This is a genomic window from Phycisphaerales bacterium (assembly GCA_040221175.1).
In the GTDB taxonomy this organism is placed as follows: Bacteria; Planctomycetota; Phycisphaerae; order Phycisphaerales; family UBA1924; genus JAHCJI01.
This window is the reverse complement of record JAVJVK010000011.1, coordinates 26,903-43,399: the sequence shown is the minus strand read 5'-3', so window position 1 is coordinate 43,399 and position 16,497 is coordinate 26,903. Positions and strand designations below refer to the sequence as shown.

Here is a 16,497-nt window from a genome sequence, read left to right as displayed (position 1 = left end):
ATAATCACCACCCCCCGCCAGAGCAACTCCCCTTTTCGCGTCGTGGCGGGCCCCTGCCCTGCCACCGCGCGATCCGGGTGGGCGGCTATTCGAGCCAGCGGCTGGCGAGGATCCGTCCGGCGGCGTCATTGGCCAGCGCTTCGTCCAGAAGCCGGGCGATCTCGGGCGGCTCGCTGGAGGCGTCGTCTTCGAACGCGTCCTGGCCCCGCTGGCCGCCCGCCGGCGAGGCGCCGGCCGATGGTTGGTGTTCGGGCGGGGGTGTCACCAGCGGCGCCGGCTCGCTCGACCGCGCCAGGTGGGCCTCGGGCGGCGACGGCTCGCCCCCACCACCCCCACCACCCCCACTGCGTCCGGCGGGCGCCGACAGGAACGACGCGAGCTCGCGCCGCCACAGGCGATCGGCCGAGATCAGCCGCGGACCGAAGCCGTCGGCCACCGACACGCCCCGGGGCGCCTCGGGCAGCTTCTCCACCGCCTGCACGGCCAGGTCCTCGGCCTCGCGCCAGCAGCGGGCGGCCAGCAAGACCTCGGCGTACCGCACGCGCGGGCCGGCCTGATCGGCGCGGCCACCCCCACGATCACCCCCGCCTTTGCCTTCAACCTCGCCTTCGCCCCCGCCTTCGGCGCTGGCCTTCCGGGCGGCGGCCGTCTGATCGCCCTCGGCCGGCATGGGCGGGTCGACCCGGACCAGGCACCGCCAGCCGGTGACGCCCAGCTCGCGGCCGTCGTCGTCCAGGTTGCGCTCCACGTCGATGTTCAGCGTCATGCCCCACAGGTCCACCAGGGCCTCGGCGACCTCCTCGGGCCCGGGCAGCTCGGGGCGGTCGTCGGGGGTCAGGAGCACGCTGCGGTGCTCGTGGCTCACCGCGTCGGCGGCCATGACCTCCACCGGCGGCTGGTCGCCCTGGCGGCGTGGCCGGCCCGGGCCGTGCTCGGCGACCCCGCCCAGGTTGGGCAGCTCGAAGGCCGCCAGCAGCCGGTCGACCCGTTCCTTCTCGCTGGTCTCCACGCGCACGGTCAGCACCTTGTGCTCGTCGAGGAACAGGTACATGAACGGCTCCTCGCTCATGGCCCCGAAGCCGCACAGGCCATCCTCAAAGAGGAACGGCTCGTACCACCGCAGCCCGTCGTACAGGCTCTCGACGCCCACCAGCTCGTAGGCGATGTAGGGATCGATCTCCCTGAAGGCGTCGTTCCCCAGCACGTCCAGGATCGGATAGATCCGCCCGGGCAAGAGGCTCAGCAGCGCCGAGCACAAGGGCTTCAGGCGCTCGGCCGACACCAGGATCTCGTAGACGTAGCGGTCGGGCCACTCCTCCCACTCCTCGTCGCCGTCGGCCGGCTCGAAGTCGACCGTGTAGCCGCTCGTGGGCGCGATGGGCTCGACCGGGTAGACGCCCAAAGGAAAGGCGAAGCCGTTGACGCGGACACGCTCGAGGGCGGGGTTGAGCAGGCATCGGTGCATTGGGGGGATGCTAGGGGGAGCTGGAGAAGCGACGGAGCGAAGGAGCACGCTCGGCCATACCCACCCGATCCGACGCCGAAGCATCCGCCGAGCGAGTCTTCGAGCGAAAGCGCATGCGGAGGCGAGGCCTGCCAGAGCCCGGGCGCCAGCCCGCAAGCGAGCAACGCGAGCGCCTCAAGAAAACTACCTTTGGTCGAGCCCCGGCGCAGCGTCCCTGTCTTCAGGGGCGCTGCGCCGGGGCGTCGAGCGTGGGCGCATGTCCGAGAACGGCGACGCCGAGTTGATCCCAGCGGGCACGGACATGGCCTGGGCGGGCACGGGAGTGATCCCGGCGGGCACGGAGACGAGGTCCCCGGGCACGGAGGAAGGGGCCGCGGGCTCAAGGACGATCCCGCCGGGCACGGAGGAACGTCCAGCAGGCATGCACGCGAAATCGGCGGGCAGCGAACCGAGGTCCGCGGCTGCGGAGCCGAACGCGGCGGGCATGGACGCGAATCCGGCCCGCACGCGCGGCGTGATGCGGCCCCTGTGGGTCCGTGCAGCCGTCGGCCGGTGTGCCGGTACCATCGGGCGTGCGCTCGAACAACCAGCCATGGCGGGGACGGGAGGGGTGCCGGCGGCGCATCGCCCGGCGGGTCGCCATCGCGCTGGCCGTGGGCGCCCTGCTGGCCATCGCCAGCGTGCCGGTGGGCACGGGCGTGCGGCTCGCGCGCGAGGCTCGGGGGCTCAGCGTCGGCGCGTGGCCGCTGGAGCAGGGCAGCGCGGACGCGATGGTCTATTGGGAGCTGGACGCCGCCGGCACCCGGCACGAGCGTGTGTTCGTGCTCGGCCACGATGGGGAGATGGTGATCCATCCCTCGACGCTCGACCATGCCCAGGTGCCCAAGGGCGTGCACGACGAGCTGCGGTCGCGGTATGCGGGTTACGACGTCTTCTGGGGCGGCTTCCCATTCGTTGCCGCGGTCGGGTGGCGCGAGTGGCCCTACGCCACCGGCGAGTTGGTGCCGGATCAGTCGCCGCGCCCCGGCGGGCCTCGGCATGGAATGGGGTTGCTTTATGCCGAGCGGTCGAACAGCGACTTGGTGTGGGCCGTCCCGGTGTACCCGGTCTGGCCGGGCCTCATCGGCAACACGCTGCTCTACGCCGCGGGCGTCATGCTGCTGCTCACGCTCCCGGCCTGGTGGCGGCGCTACGTCCGCCGGTGGGAGGGGCGCTGCGCCGCGTGCGGATACGAACTCGGCGAAGGCGTCTCGACGTGCCCGGAGTGCGGGTTGATTGCCCGGGCATGATCTTGCTCGCCCTCCAGAACGCCTTCGACGCCGGGGGCCCATAGCCTGTCGCCATGCCCCCACCACCCAGCCTCTTCGACGGCACCGCCCTGGAACGGCCCGTGACCTGCGAGCATTGCGGCGAGCCGCTCGAGCGGTGCCGATGCGCGAAGGACCGGGCGGGGCGGGCGGTCGATCCTGCCGGCGTGTCGCCGCGCGTCAGGCGCGAGAAGCGGCGCGGCACGTGGTGCACGATCGTCGCCGAGCTGGGGCTCTCCAAGGATGACGCGAAGGCCCTGCTCAAGGAAATGCGCACCGGCCTGGGCACCGGCGGCGGGCTGGGGGACGCCAAAGACGGCGCGATCGAGATCGTCCTCCAGGGCGACCACCGCGACGCCGTCGTGCAGCGGCTGAGCGCCAAGGGATACAAGGCCAAGGCCGCGGGCGGCTAGGCGAGCGTCTGGCGCACGGCCTCCAGCAGCGAGTCCGCCACGCGCGCACGCGTGCCGCCGGTCGCGGCCTCGAGCTCGGCCCGGTCGTGGGCGCCGCAGGTCAGGCCATACACCGCCCCGCAGCCGGCGGCCACGCCACTGGCGATGTCCACAGGCGTGTCGCCCGCGTACGCGATGCTGGCGGGATCGGTAGCGCCCAGGCGGCGCATGGCCTCGTGGATCAGGTCCGGCGCGGGGCGGCCGCGCTCGACCTCGTCGCTGCCCACGAGCACGGCGTAGTCGATCTCCGAGGCGTCGAGCAATCGCAGCGCGGGCGCACGCGCGAAGCCGGTGACGTAGCCGACGGTGATATTCCTGGACGCCAGGATGGCCATCGCCTCGCGCACGCCGTCCAGCACCGGCGGCGGGCTGCGCTCGATGGCCTCGAGCATGAACGCGTCGAACGCATCGGTCATGCGCTCGATCAGCCCGGGCTCACCCACGCGATCGGGCGCGTGCTCGCCGACGACTTCCTGGAACAACTGCGACTTCTTGCGGCCCGTATTGACGCGGACCTCCTCGGCTAGGACCTGGACGCCCAGCAGCTCGCGGTACACGCGATGGAACACGGCCTCGAACCCGCCGGACCGCACGACGGTGCCCGAGATATCAAGCAGGAACGTGTTGATCACGCGGTCGTCCATGGCGCGTGGCTACGCCACCCAATCGAAGTCGGCGATGACAGGCGCGTGGTCGCTGGGCTGCTTGCCCTTGCGCTCGTCGCGGTCGACGCGGGCGTCGGTGCAGGTCGTGGCCAGTTCCTTCGTCGCGTAGATGATGTCGATGCGCAGGCCGTCGCCCTTGGGGAAGGCGAGCTGGCGGTAGTCCCACCAGCTGTAGACGCCGCCCTCGGGGTGCTTCTCGTGCAGGGTGTCGACCAGGCCGAAGCCCTCGACGTGCCTGAGCCCATCTCGCGCCTCGGGCACGCAGTGGGTCGTGTCCTTCCACTTGTCGAGCTTGGCGACGTCGGCGTCGTATGGCGCCACGTTCATGTCGCCGGCCATGATGATGGGCTCGGTGTTCTCATGGCGTGCGTCGAGCAGGGCGCGGAGGCGCTCCATCCAGGCGAGCTTGTACGCGAACTTGTCGCTGCCCACCTCGCCGCCGTTGGGGAAGTAGGCGCTGTAGACGCGGACGCCTTCCACCATGGCCGAGATGAGCCGGGCATGGTCGTCCTCCGGCCCGCCATCGCCCTGGAAGCCGCGGACGACGTCGGTAGGCTCGGCCTTGCTCAGGATGGCCACGCCGTTGTAGGTCTTCTGGCCGTAGACGGCCGCGTGGTAGCCCAGGCGCTGGAGGTCTTCGCACACCGGGCCGGGCAGTTCGGGGGCCTTGAGCTCCTGGAGGCAGACCACGTCGGGCTCGTGGCGTTCCAGGACGCCCGCCAGCCGCTCGCCGCGGACCTTGACCGAGTTGACATTCCACGTCATGACGCGCACGCGGCGATGCTAGCATTAAGGGCGCTTCACGACCTGTTCGGCGGACCAGCGCCAACGGGCCGGTTTGTTCGGTATGTAGGTGGTTTTTCTGGACGTAGGCCTTGGCCCCGCCCGACGGGGTGCATAGACCTTTTCTGTACGTTTGGAATCTGGCTCGGGCGGCAGGGTCCGGCGCGTATGCCGGATCGACCCGAGCGCCCCGGGTCGGCGGCCATTGTCTGCGCCGGCCCAGCAACCGGAAGGATGCACTCGCCGTGCGCACTGGAATCACCATGGAGCAGGATCCCGCGTCTACAACCCATGGAAGCCGAAGCCAGGGGGGGCAGCAGCCCCGTCAGAACCACCAGCATTCCACGCCACCCCTGGAGCCCGCGTGGGACCACGCCGAGGACAGCTTCGCACGTGACGTGTTCACCGATGCGATGATGCGCCGGCGTCTGCCCAAGGAGGCGTACAAGAAGCTCCAGCAGACCATCCAGCATGGCGAGCCCCTGGACGCCACCATCGCCGACGCGGTCGCGGTGGCCATCAAGGACTGGGCGATGGCCAACGGCGCCACGCACTTCACCCACTGGTTCCAGCCGCTCACCGGGCTGACCGCCGAGAAGCACGACACCTTCCTCAAGCCCGACGGCGATGGCGGCGCCATCAGCGAGTTCACCGGCCAGGCCCTCGTGCAGGGCGAGCCGGACGCGTCGAGCTTTCCCAGCGGCGGCCTGCGGACGACCTTTGAGGCCCGCGGCTACACCGCCTGGGACGCCACGAGCCCGGTCTTCCTGAGTCGCTTCGGCGATACGGTGACGCTCTGCATCCCCACCGCCTTCGTGAGTTGGACCGGCGAAGCGCTGGACAAGAAGACGCCCCTGCTGCGCTCGATGGACGCCATCAACACGCAGGCCATGCGGGTTCTCAAGGCCCTGGGCGAGGTGGGCGACACCACCCGCGTGTTCTCCACCGTGGGCGCCGAGCAGGAGTACTTCCTCGTCGACCAGGCGGTCGCCCGCACGCGGCCCGACCTGTCCATCTGCGGCCGGACCGTGTTTGGCGATACGCCCATCAAGGGTCAGAAGCTCGAGGACCACTACTTCGGTTCGATCCCCGAGCGTGTGCTGAGCTTCATGAGCGAGGTCGAGCGCATCCTGTACCGCAAGGGCGTGCCCGTGGCCACGCGGCACAACGAGGTGGCGCCCGGGCAGTTCGAGATTGCCGCCCACTTCGAGCCGGCCAACGTGGCCTGCGACCACCAGATGCTGGTCATGGAAACGCTGCGACGCGTGGCCCCGCGGCACGGCTTCTTGTGCACGCTGCACGAGAAGCCCTTTGCCGGCCTCAACGGCAGCGGCAAGCACGTGAACTGGTCGCTGGCGACCGACGACGGCCGCAATCTGCTAAGCCCCAAGAGCGAGCCGCACACCAACCGGCTCTTCCACGCCTTCCTGGCGGCGGTCATCCGTGCGGTCGACCTGCACGCCGACCTGCTGCGGGCGAGCATCTCGAGCGCGGGCAACGACCATCGCCTGGGCGCTAACGAGGCCCCGCCGGCGATCATCAGCATCTTCCTGGGCGACATGCTGACCGACCTGGTCGAACAGTTCGCCAGCGGCGGCACGGCCAGCAGCTCGCGCAAGGGGGACACCATGGACCTGGGCGCCACCACGCTGCCCGAGTTCATCCGCGACGCGGGCGACCGCAACCGGACCAGCCCCTTCGCCTTCACGGGCAACAAGTTCGAGTTCCGCGCCGTCGGCTCGTCGGCGGCGATTGCCTTCCCGGTCACGGTGTTGAATACGATCGTGGCCGAGAGCCTGGCGAGCTTTGCCGACGAGCTTGAGAAGGCCAGCGACACGCAGGAATCGCTCAGCAAGATCATCCAGCGCGTCTCGACCGAGCACAAGCGCGTGATCTTCAACGGCGACAACTACTCCGAGGAGTGGGTGAAGGAAGCGGAGAAGCGCGGCCTGCCCCACATCACCTCGTCGGCCGAGGCCTTCCGCGCCCTGGCCAACGACAAGAACCGCACGCTGTTCAACTCGCTGGACGTGCTGAGCCCGCTGGAGACCCAGAGCCGGGCCAACATCTTCGCCGAGAAATACGCGACGCAGGTCCGCATCGAGGCGTTGACCCTCCGCAACTTGAGCCGAACGGCCATCCTGCCCGCTGCGGTGCGTCAGCTCCGGGAGTTGGCCGGCGCGGTGTCGGCACTCTCCGATGCGGGCATCGACCCGGCCGAGAATCGCACGGCGCTTGAGGACCTTGCCGGCCTGGTGTCGGGCCTGCGACGCGAGTTGCAGAACCTGGACGCGGCGCTCGAAGAGGAAGAGCCCGAGTACGCGCTCGACCTGGCCGACCACACGCATCATCGCATCATTCCGGTCATGGAGGCGGTGCGGGCGAAGGTCGACGCCATGGAGAAGGTCGTCTCGCAGGACCTGTGGCCCGTGGCCGACTACAACGAGTTGCTGGTCACGCAGGCCTGATTCCAACCTCCTGATCTCGACGCGAAACACCTGTCGGGCCCGGATGCACGTCCGGGCCCGTTTCGTGCGCTCAACGCCCTGCAATGCTGAAAATACGCTTGTGTTCTTCGGAGCTTTCGGGTAGGCTGAGGGGCCCTCGAACGTTGAGGACCCCCAAACCACGCGGAGATTGAGACATGGTTATTCGGACTTTTCTTGCGGGCCTGGCCGTTCCGGTCCTGGCCGCCTCGTGCCTCGCTCAGGATGCGGTGCTCCTGGTTCCCGATTCGACCAACGACACCATCGCGGCCTTCGACCCGTTTGACGGGAGCCTGATCGATCCGGTGTTTATCGACCTGGTGCCCCTTGATGCAGGCACGCCCAAGGGGATCGCGCAGGTCGGCGACGAGATCTGGGTGAGCGACCAGATCCGCGACCGCGTGGATCGTTTCACGCTGGACGGCGACTACATCGACTCCATCGGCGGACAGGTGCCCGGCGGTGGGCTCGACAACGTACGCGGCGTGAACGTGATCGGCGATGAGGTCTGGGTGTTCAACGCTGGCACCAACAACGACGCGCCGGGCAACGCCATCGTTCGCATCGATCCCAGCACGGCGTCGATCATCGGCAACATCCCCCTGGGCGCGTCGCCATGGTTCGCGCTGCCCTACAACGGAGAGGTTCTCGTCACCATCGATGATCAGCTCGACCGGTACGACGAGGCTGGCAACTTCCTTGGCCAGTTCTTCGCCCCCGGCCAGCTCAACTTCCTTCAGCAAACGAGCGAGACCAGCGCCGGCACGGTGCTCGTGGGCGCCTTCAGCTCGCCATCGGGCATCTGGGAGATCAGCGTCGACGGTGGGCTGCTGGACGTCATATCCGGCACCCAGGACTCGGGCGCCCGGGCCGGCTGGGAGTTGGGCGATGGCAGCATCATGTGGACGAACGGCGATGGCGTGAACGTCACTGATCCGGCGTCTGGTTCGACCATCAACGTGCTCGACGGCAACGGCCAGTTCATCATGATGCTGGGCGAAGCCGAGCCCTGCTACCCCGATTTCGATGAAGACGGGCAACTGACCATCTTCGACTTCCTGGCCTTCCAGAACGCATTTGACAGCGGCGACCTGATCGCCGACTGCGACGCCGATGGCTCGCTGACGCTCTTTGACTTCCTGTGCTTCCAGAACGCCTTCGACGCCGGCTGCGAGTAAGTCTCTGGCTTGATTGAAGTTGCGTGGGGCCGCTCCGAAAGGGGCGGCCCCTTGTCATATGAGAATCCTGCTAAATACCAAACAAACGTTCGACCCACCCGACTGCTTGGAGTACCATCCGCGAGCGGGGCCGGGGGGCCCCTGACTCACCCCACCGCCGGCACGGCCGGCTCACACGGGAGAAGGAACATGAGCGCCACCACGATCGATGCGAGCAAGACCCAGGAGAGCATGAAGGTCGGCAAGCGGCTGGTCGAGCTCTGCCAGCAGGGCGAGAACCGCAAAGCCATCGAGGAGCTGTACGCCGACACCGTGAACGTCGTCGAGGCGATGGACTGCACCCAGATGCCCGGGTACGACGAGGCGCCCCAGGACTTTAAGGACGCCCACCCCACCGGCCCCACGCCCAAGGCCCAGTTGCTCAAGGGTGCCGACTGGTTCTTCGACAACATGGACATCCACGGCGGCGACGTCAAGGGCCCATATCCATTGGGCGACGAGTTCGCCTGCTTCATGAGCCTCGATTGCACGCCCAAGACCGGACCCATGGCTGGCCAGCGCATGGACATGAGCGAGTGCTGCGTGTACAAGGTCAAGGACGGCAAGATCGTCGAGAGCCGGTTCTATTACGGCATGGACTGCTGAGCGGCTCCGCTCGGCGACGATCGGTGAATCGCGGAGAGGGAGAGATGCTTCTCCACGAGCCCGCGTTCCTTCGGGGACGCGGGTCTTTCGTTAGAGCTCTTCCTCGAGCGCCCGGCGGTAGCGTTCCAGCACGGCCGCGCGGGTGACCAGGCCCAGGGGGCGGCGATGGCCCGTGATGTCGGGCGGGCCCAGCAGCGGCAGGCTGGCGATGTCGTCGTCCTCGAAGCGTTCGAGCACGACGTCCAGCGTGTCGGTGGTCACCACGGCGGGCAGATCGCTGCGCATGAGCTCGGCCACCAGCAGCAGCGGGATGGCCTCGCGATCGATCAGCGCGGTGCGCATGTCTCGGCCGGTCACCATGCCGATGTGGTCGCCCTGGCTGTCGACGACGACGAAGTCCGGCACGCGGCTGTTGGCGTGCAGGGTGATGAGCTTGCTCAATGGGTCGCTGGCGTACACCGGCTCGCCCGGCAGGGGCACCACCGGCACGCTCGTCGCCGAAATCTTGCGGAGGATGGCCAGGTCGCCCGTGCGGCCGATCCGCAGGCCCGCCCGCCGGAGCGGGTGGGTGTAGATGTTGTCGCGGTCGATGGCCTGGCTGAGCAGCGTCGCGACGACGGCCGCCAGCATGATGGGCAGCAGCACGTAGGGGTCGCGCGTGAGCTCGAAGAGCATCAGGATCGCCGTCAGGGGGCCGTGCGTGCTGCCGGCGACCACGGCGGCCATGCCAACAAGGGCGTACGCGGCCGGGCTGCTCTCGGCGGGCAGGAGGCCCACGCGATCGAGCGCCACGCCCAGGGCGGCCCCGCCCGCGGCCCCGATGAAAAGGCTGGGGGCGAACACGCCGCCCGAGCCGCCGCTGGAGAGCGTCACGCTGGTCGCCGCGGCCTTGAAGACCACCAGCAGGGCGATGAGCCAGATGGCCATGGGCAGGGCGGCGCTGGCGTGGGCGTCGTGGCCCGTCGCGTGACCAGACGCGTGCTCTCCGGCCTGCGCGGCCGCCTCCATGATCTCGGGCGCCGCGCCATAGCTGGTGGGCTCGAGCAGCCAGCGGATGGTCTCGTAGCCGTTGCCGAAGAAGCTCGGCACGTCGGTGGCCTGGCTGGCCGGATCGCCGCCGGCGGCGCGGACCATCAGGATCCAGGCGATGCCCAGGGCGCCCAGGACCAGCCCGCCGGTAATGGGCGCCACCAGCCAGTGCAGCTTGAGCTTGCCGTAGAAGTCCTCGCACCAGTGCAGGCTGCGGTTGAAGCCCACCGCCAGCAGGCCGCAGAGCAGCCCCAGCACGATGTAGTTTGGAAACTCCAGGGCGGTGAACCTCAGGTTCTCGAACGTGGTGACGGTGAAGATCGCCTCGTTCTGGCCCTGGGCCATGTGCGTGACGGCCGCGGCGAACACGGCCGAGACGACGATGGGCGTGAAGGTCTTCAGCGAGAAGTCGCGCAGCAGGATCTCCAGCGCGAAGAAGACCCCCGCGATGGGCGCATTGAAGATGGCGCTGATGCCCGCCGCCGCGCCGCAGCCCACCAGCGTCATCATCTGCTCGCGCGGCACGCCCAGCCGCTGGCCGACGACCGAGCCGGCCGTCGCGCCGATCTGCACGATGGGCCCCTCGGTGCCCGCCGACCCGCCGCTGGCGACCGTCGCGATGCTGGCGGCGACCTTGGTCAGGCCCACGCGCGCAGGGATATGCCCGCCTTTTTCGATCAGCGCCCGCATCACCTGGGGCACGCCGTGGCCCCTGGCGTCGCTGGCGAACAGGCGGACCAGGATGCCCGTGAGGGCCATGCCCACGACCGGGCCCAGGAACAGCAGCCACACGGGCAGGGCGATCTGGGCGCTCCTGACCTGCTTCTCGGCGTAGTGCAGCGCCTCGGCGAAGCCCAGCGTGCCCAGGCCGGTGAGCGTGCCGACGATGGCCCCCAGGGCCACCACGTACCACTCGCGCTTCAGGCGCAGGCGCTTGGCGAGCGTCGGCAGGAAGCCCGATCTGGCGGCGGAGTCGGCCATGGGGACCGGCAATATAGCGGGGCGGGCGTCCCGCGTCGGGCGGACGATGCCCAGGTTCGCCCGCCACGCCGCAGCCACGCCGGGCCGGCGGCCGCCGGTTTCCGCCGGCTCGCGAATGCCTCCGACGCGGGGCGCGGGCGGCGCGGCCGCGGTTTGGTCGGGTTCGCGTGCGTTGTGGGCGGGTTCTGGGCGGGTTTTCGCGTCTGACGGCCCGTGACGAGGGGTCGGAGCCCGGTCGGGCGGGCAGCGATCGCCGATTGCTACCCGGACATCGCCGATCGCTGCCCGGACATCGTCGATTGCTGCCCGGACATCGCCGATCGCTGCCCAGTCATCGTCGATTGCTGCCCGGACATTGCCGATCGCTGCCCAGTCATCATCGATTGCTGCCCGGACATTGCCGATCGCTGCCTACGGATCCCGCCTGCGCGCCCGGCTCTACAGTGCCCCGAGACGCATGCAGCCCGCCCCCCAGCCCGATTCCCAGCCCAATTCCCAGCCCAATTCCCGGGAGGATCCATGAGTAACCCTACAGACGCCTACCACCCCCACCCCCACTACCCCATCGACGAGACCCACGACTCGAAGCTTCAGAGCTGGGTCGAGAGCGCCAACGACCCGGGGACGGACTTTCCGATCCAGAATCTGCCGCTGTGCGTGCTCTCCGGCGAAGGCTTCGCGAATCAGGTCGGCGTTGCGATCGGAGACCAGTTTCTTCGACTCGAGAAGCTGTTCGCCAACGACGTGATCGAGGAGATCGTCACCGACGCTGAATCAGAATCACTTGAGGAGTTGATCCAGCATGGCCGGGACGGATGGGCACACTTTCCGTCTTGGCATGCGTGGTGGCTGCTCTTCGACCAACCCGATCTCCGCCGCTTTCTTTCTCGCCTGCTTCGGGTTGAGAACAAAGCGGCCGCGGACAAGGCAGGCCTGAACAACTTTCTGGTGCCGCTCTCGCAGTGCACGTTCGCTAGTCCTGTGCCTGACATCGGCGACTACACCGACTTCTACGCCTCCCTCTACCACGCCACCAGCGTTGGCAGCATGTTCCGGCCCGACAACCCGCTGCTGCCCAACTACAAGCACATCCCCATCGGCTACCACGGCCGGGCGTCGAGCATCGTGCCCAGCGGCACGGACGTGCGCCGGCCCGTGGGCCAGCAGGCGCCCGCCGAGGACGGCGGCGCGCCCAGCTTCGGGCCTTGTAAGTTGCTCGACTACGAGCTGGAGATGGGCGTGGTCGTCGGGCGTGGCAACGAGCTTGGTGACGCCATCGACATCGCCGACGCCGAGAAGCACATGCTGGGCTTGTGCCTGGTCAATGACTGGTCGGCCCGCGACCTGCAGAAGTGGGAGTACCAGCCGCTGGGCCCCTTCCTGGCCAAGAGCTTCGCGACAACCGTCAGCCCCTACATCGTGACGATGGAGGCGCTCGCGCCCTTCCGGGTGCCCGCGTTCCAGCGGGACGCCGGCGATCCGTCGCCGCTGCCGTACCTGATGAGCGACGCCAACAGCGCCGCGGGCGGCTTCGATATTACCTTGGAGGTCTACCTCTCCAGCGAGCAGATGCGGCAGAAGAAGATGGAGCCGATGCGCATCAGCCGCGGCAACTTCAAGGACATGTACTGGACGCTCGCCCAGATGCTGACCCACCACAGCAGCAACGGCTGCAACATGCGGCCCGGCGACTTGCTTGCATCAGGAACGGTCAGCGGCAAGACGCGCGACAGCCGCGGCTGCCTGCTCGAGCTCACCTGGAACGGCGACGCGTTCGCCAGCCCGCCCAAGCTCGTGCCGGGAACGGATCGCACGCCCATCACCCTGCCCACCGGCGAAGAGCGCAAGTTCCTGGCCGACGGCGACGAGGTCATCATCAAGGGCTATTGCGAGCGCGAGGGCTTCCGGCGCATCGGGTTTGGCGAGTGCCGGGGGATCATCACGCCGGCACGGTCGGTCTGATCACTTCCTGAGCATCCCGAACCGCCATGGCTTGTCCGCCCCGCGGACGCTGGTGATGCCCGTGAAGCCGCTGACCTTCTCGGCCCGCTCGACCGACACGAAGGCCTCGGGGGCGATCTTGGCGACCTTCTCCATGACGTCGGGCACGATCTTGCGCCGCACGGCCAGGAACACCATCTCGACGGGCCCCTGACCGCCGTTGGAGCCGCCCAAGCCGTCGACTCGGGTCGCGCTCAGGCCGTTGGCGCGCAGTTGGTCGGCCAGCAGCAGCTCGGGCTTGGGGTTGATCACGCGGATGACCCGCCAGCCGATGGCCAGCCGCTGCTCAATGCTCATGCCAACGAGCGTGCCCACGGCGAAGCCAGCGCCGTAGGCGATGAGCGCGACGACGCTGTCGAGGTAGGCGATGGCCTTGCCCACGGCGATGACCCAGATGATGACCTCGAAGAAGCCAAGCAGGGCCGACACGTACTTGTGCCCGGCCATGACCATCATCATGCGGACGGTGCCGATGGGCACGTCCAGCAGGCGGGCGGCGAAGATCAGGACGACGACGTACCACTCGGGCATGGGGCTGGACCTCCGTGAACCCCAATCGTCGCACCAGTTCGTCGGCGATCAATCCCGGTCAGGCCCGGATGACGGCTGGAATCACGGTAGGCTCTCGTAGAACGCGTCCAGGTCGGCCTTGAGCTGCTCGAGCGAGGGCTGGTGCACGTACATCATGTGGCCCGCGGGATAATACGCCGTATCGATGCGGTCGCGGTACGCCGGGTCGAGCTTCATGCGGTTGAGCGTGGTCTCGGCGGCGAAGAAGGGGGTCGCCAGATCGTGATGGCCCATGGCGACGAAGACGCGGGTGTGCGGCTGGCGATGCATGGCGTCGCGCAGGCGATCGGCCACGCTCACGTAGCGGTCGCGGCCGGCCGAGCCATAGTCCCAGGGCCACACGCCGGTGAGGATCTCGTAGGGCAGGTCGCTCTCGTAGCCCAGCTCGCCGCGGACGTAGGCGTTCAGGGCCTCGGTGTAGTTGCTGCGGATGGCCTCGTAGCTGGCGTCGTAGGAGTAGCTGTCGCCCACGTGGTCGGCGTCGATGCCCAGGAAGCGGGCGTCCAGCCGGCCGACGGTCTTGCCGCGGTGGCGCAGCAGTTCCTTGGCGAATCGGGGCAGGCTGACTCGCAGGTCGGCGTCCTCCAGGTACTGCGGGCTCAGGCCGGTCAGCTCGCTCATCGTCGTACGGACGCGGCTGCGCTCGGCCTCGTCGAGGCTGGCGCCCCTGAGCAGCGCGGGCAGGTATTCGTCCAGCGCGAAGCGGCGGGCCTCGGCGATGACGTCCTCGACGGGGCGCTCCTGCCACTTCCGGGGCAACGCCTCGTGGTAGTGTGCCGTCGCGGCGTAGCTGGGAAGGATCATGACGTAGGGCAGGTCGTTGCCCTCGCCGAAGCGGATGGTCTGGAACTCGAGCACGGGGCTGACCAGGACGACGCCGCTGACGGCAATGCCGTGGCGGCTGTGGAGACGCTGGGCCAGGCCCGCGGCGCGCGTGGTGCCGTAGCTCTCGCCGGCGATGATCTTGGGGCTGCCCCACCGCTCTTCGCGCGTGAGGTACATGCGGATGAAGTCGGCGACGGAATCGAGGTCACTCTCCAGGCCGTGGAACTGCTTCTCGCTGGTGCCCTCTTCGGCCCGCGAGTAGCCGGTGGAGACCGGATCAATGAACACGAAGTCGCTCTGGTCGAGCAGGCTGTGGGCATTGGGGATCACGGCGTAGGGCGGCGGTCCGGGGTTGCCTACTTCGTCGGCGTACGCAACGCGACGCGGACCGAAGATGCCCAGGTGCAACCACACGCTGCTGGATCCCGGCCCGCCGTTGAAGCTGAAGGTGATGGGCCGCTGGGCCGGGTCGGGGAACTTCGCGCTATCGGCGCCGCCATCGATCCTGCGGTAGGCGATGTAGAAGAGGTTGGCCGTGGCCTCGTCCTTGTCGTTGACGAGGGTGATGGTGTCGGCGGTGGCTTCGTAGTGGATGGTCTGCCCGTCGATCTCGACGCTGTGCCGCGTGACGCTGGGGGCGTCGGGGTAGCGCTGGAAGGCGGCCTTGGGAGCAGACTCCGTGGGCTCGGGCTCTTGGGCGAGTCCGGGACAGGTGAGCACGGCCAGGGCCACGGCAGCAATCATGGTCTTGAGCATGGGCCATGCTATGTATCAAAGCACAGAAAAACCCCTCGCGTATGCGAGGGGCTCGTACGCACTCGAAACGATCTGTTACCGCTTCTCGATGGGGGTGTACTCGACCTTGTGCGGACCGACGTAGTTGGTCGTGGGCCGGTAGAGCCGGTTGTCCTCGAGCTGCTCGATGACGTGGCCGCTCCAGCCTGCCAGGCGGCTGAGGGCGAACATGGGGGTGAACAGGTCGAGCTTCAGGCCGATGCAGTGGTAGGTGGTGGCGCTGTAGAAGTCGACGTTGGGGTAGATGCCCTTCTTGGCGACCTCGCGCTCCATGACCTCCTCGATGGCGTGGCTCTTCTCGTACAGGTCCATGTTGCCCGTGTCTTCGGCGAGCTGCTTGGCGAGGGTCTGGAGCTCGCTGGCGCGCGGGTCCTTGGCCTTGTAGACCCGGTGGCCGAAGCCCATGATCCGGTCCTTGTTCTTGAGCTTGTTCATGACGTAGGCCTCGGCCTCGTCGACGGACTTAAGCTCGTTGAGCATGACCATGACGCCCTCGTTGGCCCCGCCGTGCAGCGGGCCGCGGAGGCTGCCAATGGCGGCCGTCATCGCGCTGTAGAGGTCGCTGAGGGTCGAGATGACCACGCGGGCGGTAAAGGTCGAGTTGTTGAGGCCATGGTCGGCGTGCGTGATCATGCAGATGTCGAAGGCCCGGGCCATGGCGGCCGTGGGCTTCTCGCCATTGAGCATGTACATGAAGTTCTCGCTGAAGCCCAGGGACTTATCAGCGGGCACAAATTGCTCGCCGCGGCGGTGGCGATCGAAGGCGGCCACGATCGCGGGCGTGGCCGCGAGGATCTTCAAGGCCTTCTGGCGCGCGGCGGGCACGTCGTTGGCGTTGGGGTTGTCATCGAAGAGCGCCAGCGAGCTGACCAGTGTCCGCAGCACGTGCATCGGCTGGGCGTCCTTGGGCATGTTCTTGACCAACTCGAGCACGCCCGCAGGCGGGTCATAGTTGTTCCGCAGGTCTTTGGTGAAGGCGTCAAGCTCCGCCTGGGTGGGCAGCTTCTTGTTCCACAGGAGGTAGACCGTTTCTTCGAAGGTCGACGAACGGGCCAAATCGCCGATGGCCAGGCCCACGTACTCCAGCACGCCCTGCTGCCCGTCGATGAAGGACATCTCGGTCTCGGCGGCAACGACGCCTTCCAGGCCTTTACTGAACTCGGGCATCTTCTGCGATCCTCCTGCGGGGTGAAACAATCGGGGGCTGTGCGGGATCCCGCCCCAGGCGGGCTTCGTGGCGGCAGTCTAGCCGTGCTGGTCGCCCGGGGAACGCCCGATGCGGGCTGTCCGCGGGGACTGGCGGGCCGGTGGCCCC

The 16,497-nt window shown here is 68.3% G+C and carries 13 protein-coding genes; 6 read left to right on the top strand and 7 right to left on the bottom strand.

The window, feature by feature from the left end; genetic code table 11:
• Window positions 1-85: 85 nt before the first annotated feature.
• Complete coding sequence (locus tag RIE32_09540) at window positions 86-1,465, bottom strand: hypothetical protein (protein ID MEQ9096492.1); 1,380 nt, start codon at window positions 1,463-1,465, stop codon at window positions 86-88.
• Between the two features lie 572 nt (window positions 1,466-2,037).
• Between RIE32_09540 and RIE32_09535 the strand changes: the two genes are divergently transcribed.
• Together RIE32_09535 and RIE32_09530 are read left to right on the top strand one after the other, a co-directional pair.
• On the top strand, window positions 2,038-2,754 hold the full coding sequence (locus tag RIE32_09535; GenBank protein ID MEQ9096491.1) for a hypothetical protein: 717 nt from the start codon (window positions 2,038-2,040) through the stop codon (window positions 2,752-2,754).
• Between the two features lie 53 nt (window positions 2,755-2,807).
• Entirely contained in the window at window positions 2,808-3,185 is a 378-nt protein-coding gene (locus RIE32_09530; protein ID MEQ9096490.1) for a hypothetical protein, read from the top strand.
• Here RIE32_09530 and RIE32_09525 read toward each other — a convergent pair.
• Both RIE32_09525 and xth read right to left on the bottom strand, forming a co-directional pair.
• Window positions 3,182-3,868, bottom strand: a complete 687-nt coding sequence (locus tag RIE32_09525) for an HAD hydrolase-like protein (GenBank protein MEQ9096489.1) — start codon at window positions 3,866-3,868, stop codon at window positions 3,182-3,184. The genes RIE32_09530 and RIE32_09525 overlap by 4 nt on opposite strands.
• Before the next feature lie 9 nt (window positions 3,869-3,877).
• Window positions 3,878-4,654: an exodeoxyribonuclease III gene (gene xth, locus RIE32_09520; protein ID MEQ9096488.1), complete on the bottom strand. Its 777-nt coding sequence runs from the start codon at window positions 4,652-4,654 to the stop codon at window positions 3,878-3,880.
• 263 nt (window positions 4,655-4,917) lie between these two features.
• Between xth and RIE32_09515 the strand changes: the two genes are divergently transcribed.
• The 3 genes from RIE32_09515 to RIE32_09505 all read left to right on the top strand — a co-directional run bounded on the left by RIE32_09515 (window position 4,918) and on the right by RIE32_09505 (window position 8,981).
• A complete protein-coding gene (locus tag RIE32_09515) occupies window positions 4,918-7,140 on the top strand; it encodes a glutamine synthetase III (protein ID MEQ9096487.1) in 2,223 nt (740 codons plus the stop codon).
• Between the two features lie 176 nt (window positions 7,141-7,316).
• Window positions 7,317-8,336 carry a GC-type dockerin domain-anchored protein gene (locus RIE32_09510; GenBank protein MEQ9096486.1) on the top strand — a complete coding sequence of 340 codons (1,020 nt, stop codon included), beginning with the start codon at window positions 7,317-7,319 and terminating at the stop codon, window positions 8,334-8,336.
• Between the two features lie 189 nt (window positions 8,337-8,525).
• Complete coding sequence (locus RIE32_09505) at window positions 8,526-8,981, top strand: hypothetical protein (protein ID MEQ9096485.1); 456 nt, start codon at window positions 8,526-8,528, stop codon at window positions 8,979-8,981.
• Between the two features lie 90 nt (window positions 8,982-9,071).
• Here RIE32_09505 and RIE32_09500 read toward each other — a convergent pair whose 3' ends face one another.
• On the bottom strand, window positions 9,072-10,991 hold the full coding sequence (locus tag RIE32_09500; protein MEQ9096484.1) for a chloride channel protein: 1,920 nt from the start codon (window positions 10,989-10,991) through the stop codon (window positions 9,072-9,074).
• 519 nt (window positions 10,992-11,510) lie between these two features.
• Here RIE32_09500 and fahA point away from each other — a divergent pair.
• Complete coding sequence (gene fahA, locus RIE32_09495) at window positions 11,511-12,953, top strand: fumarylacetoacetase (GenBank protein ID MEQ9096483.1); 1,443 nt, start codon at window positions 11,511-11,513, stop codon at window positions 12,951-12,953.
• On the opposite strand, the gene RIE32_09490 is transcribed toward fahA, so the two are convergent.
• From RIE32_09490 to RIE32_09480, 3 genes are all read right to left on the bottom strand, one after another.
• On the bottom strand, window positions 12,954-13,523 hold the full coding sequence (locus RIE32_09490) for a DUF5698 domain-containing protein (GenBank protein MEQ9096482.1): 570 nt from the start codon (window positions 13,521-13,523) through the stop codon (window positions 12,954-12,956).
• Window positions 13,524-13,604: 81 nt separating this feature from the next.
• Window positions 13,605-15,143, bottom strand: a complete 1,539-nt coding sequence (locus RIE32_09485; GenBank protein MEQ9096481.1) for a hypothetical protein — start codon at window positions 15,141-15,143, stop codon at window positions 13,605-13,607.
• Window positions 15,144-15,218: 75 nt separating this feature from the next.
• Window positions 15,219-16,349: a citrate/2-methylcitrate synthase gene (locus RIE32_09480; protein ID MEQ9096480.1), complete on the bottom strand. Its 1,131-nt coding sequence runs from the start codon at window positions 16,347-16,349 to the stop codon at window positions 15,219-15,221.
• Window positions 16,350-16,497 lie beyond the last annotated feature (148 nt).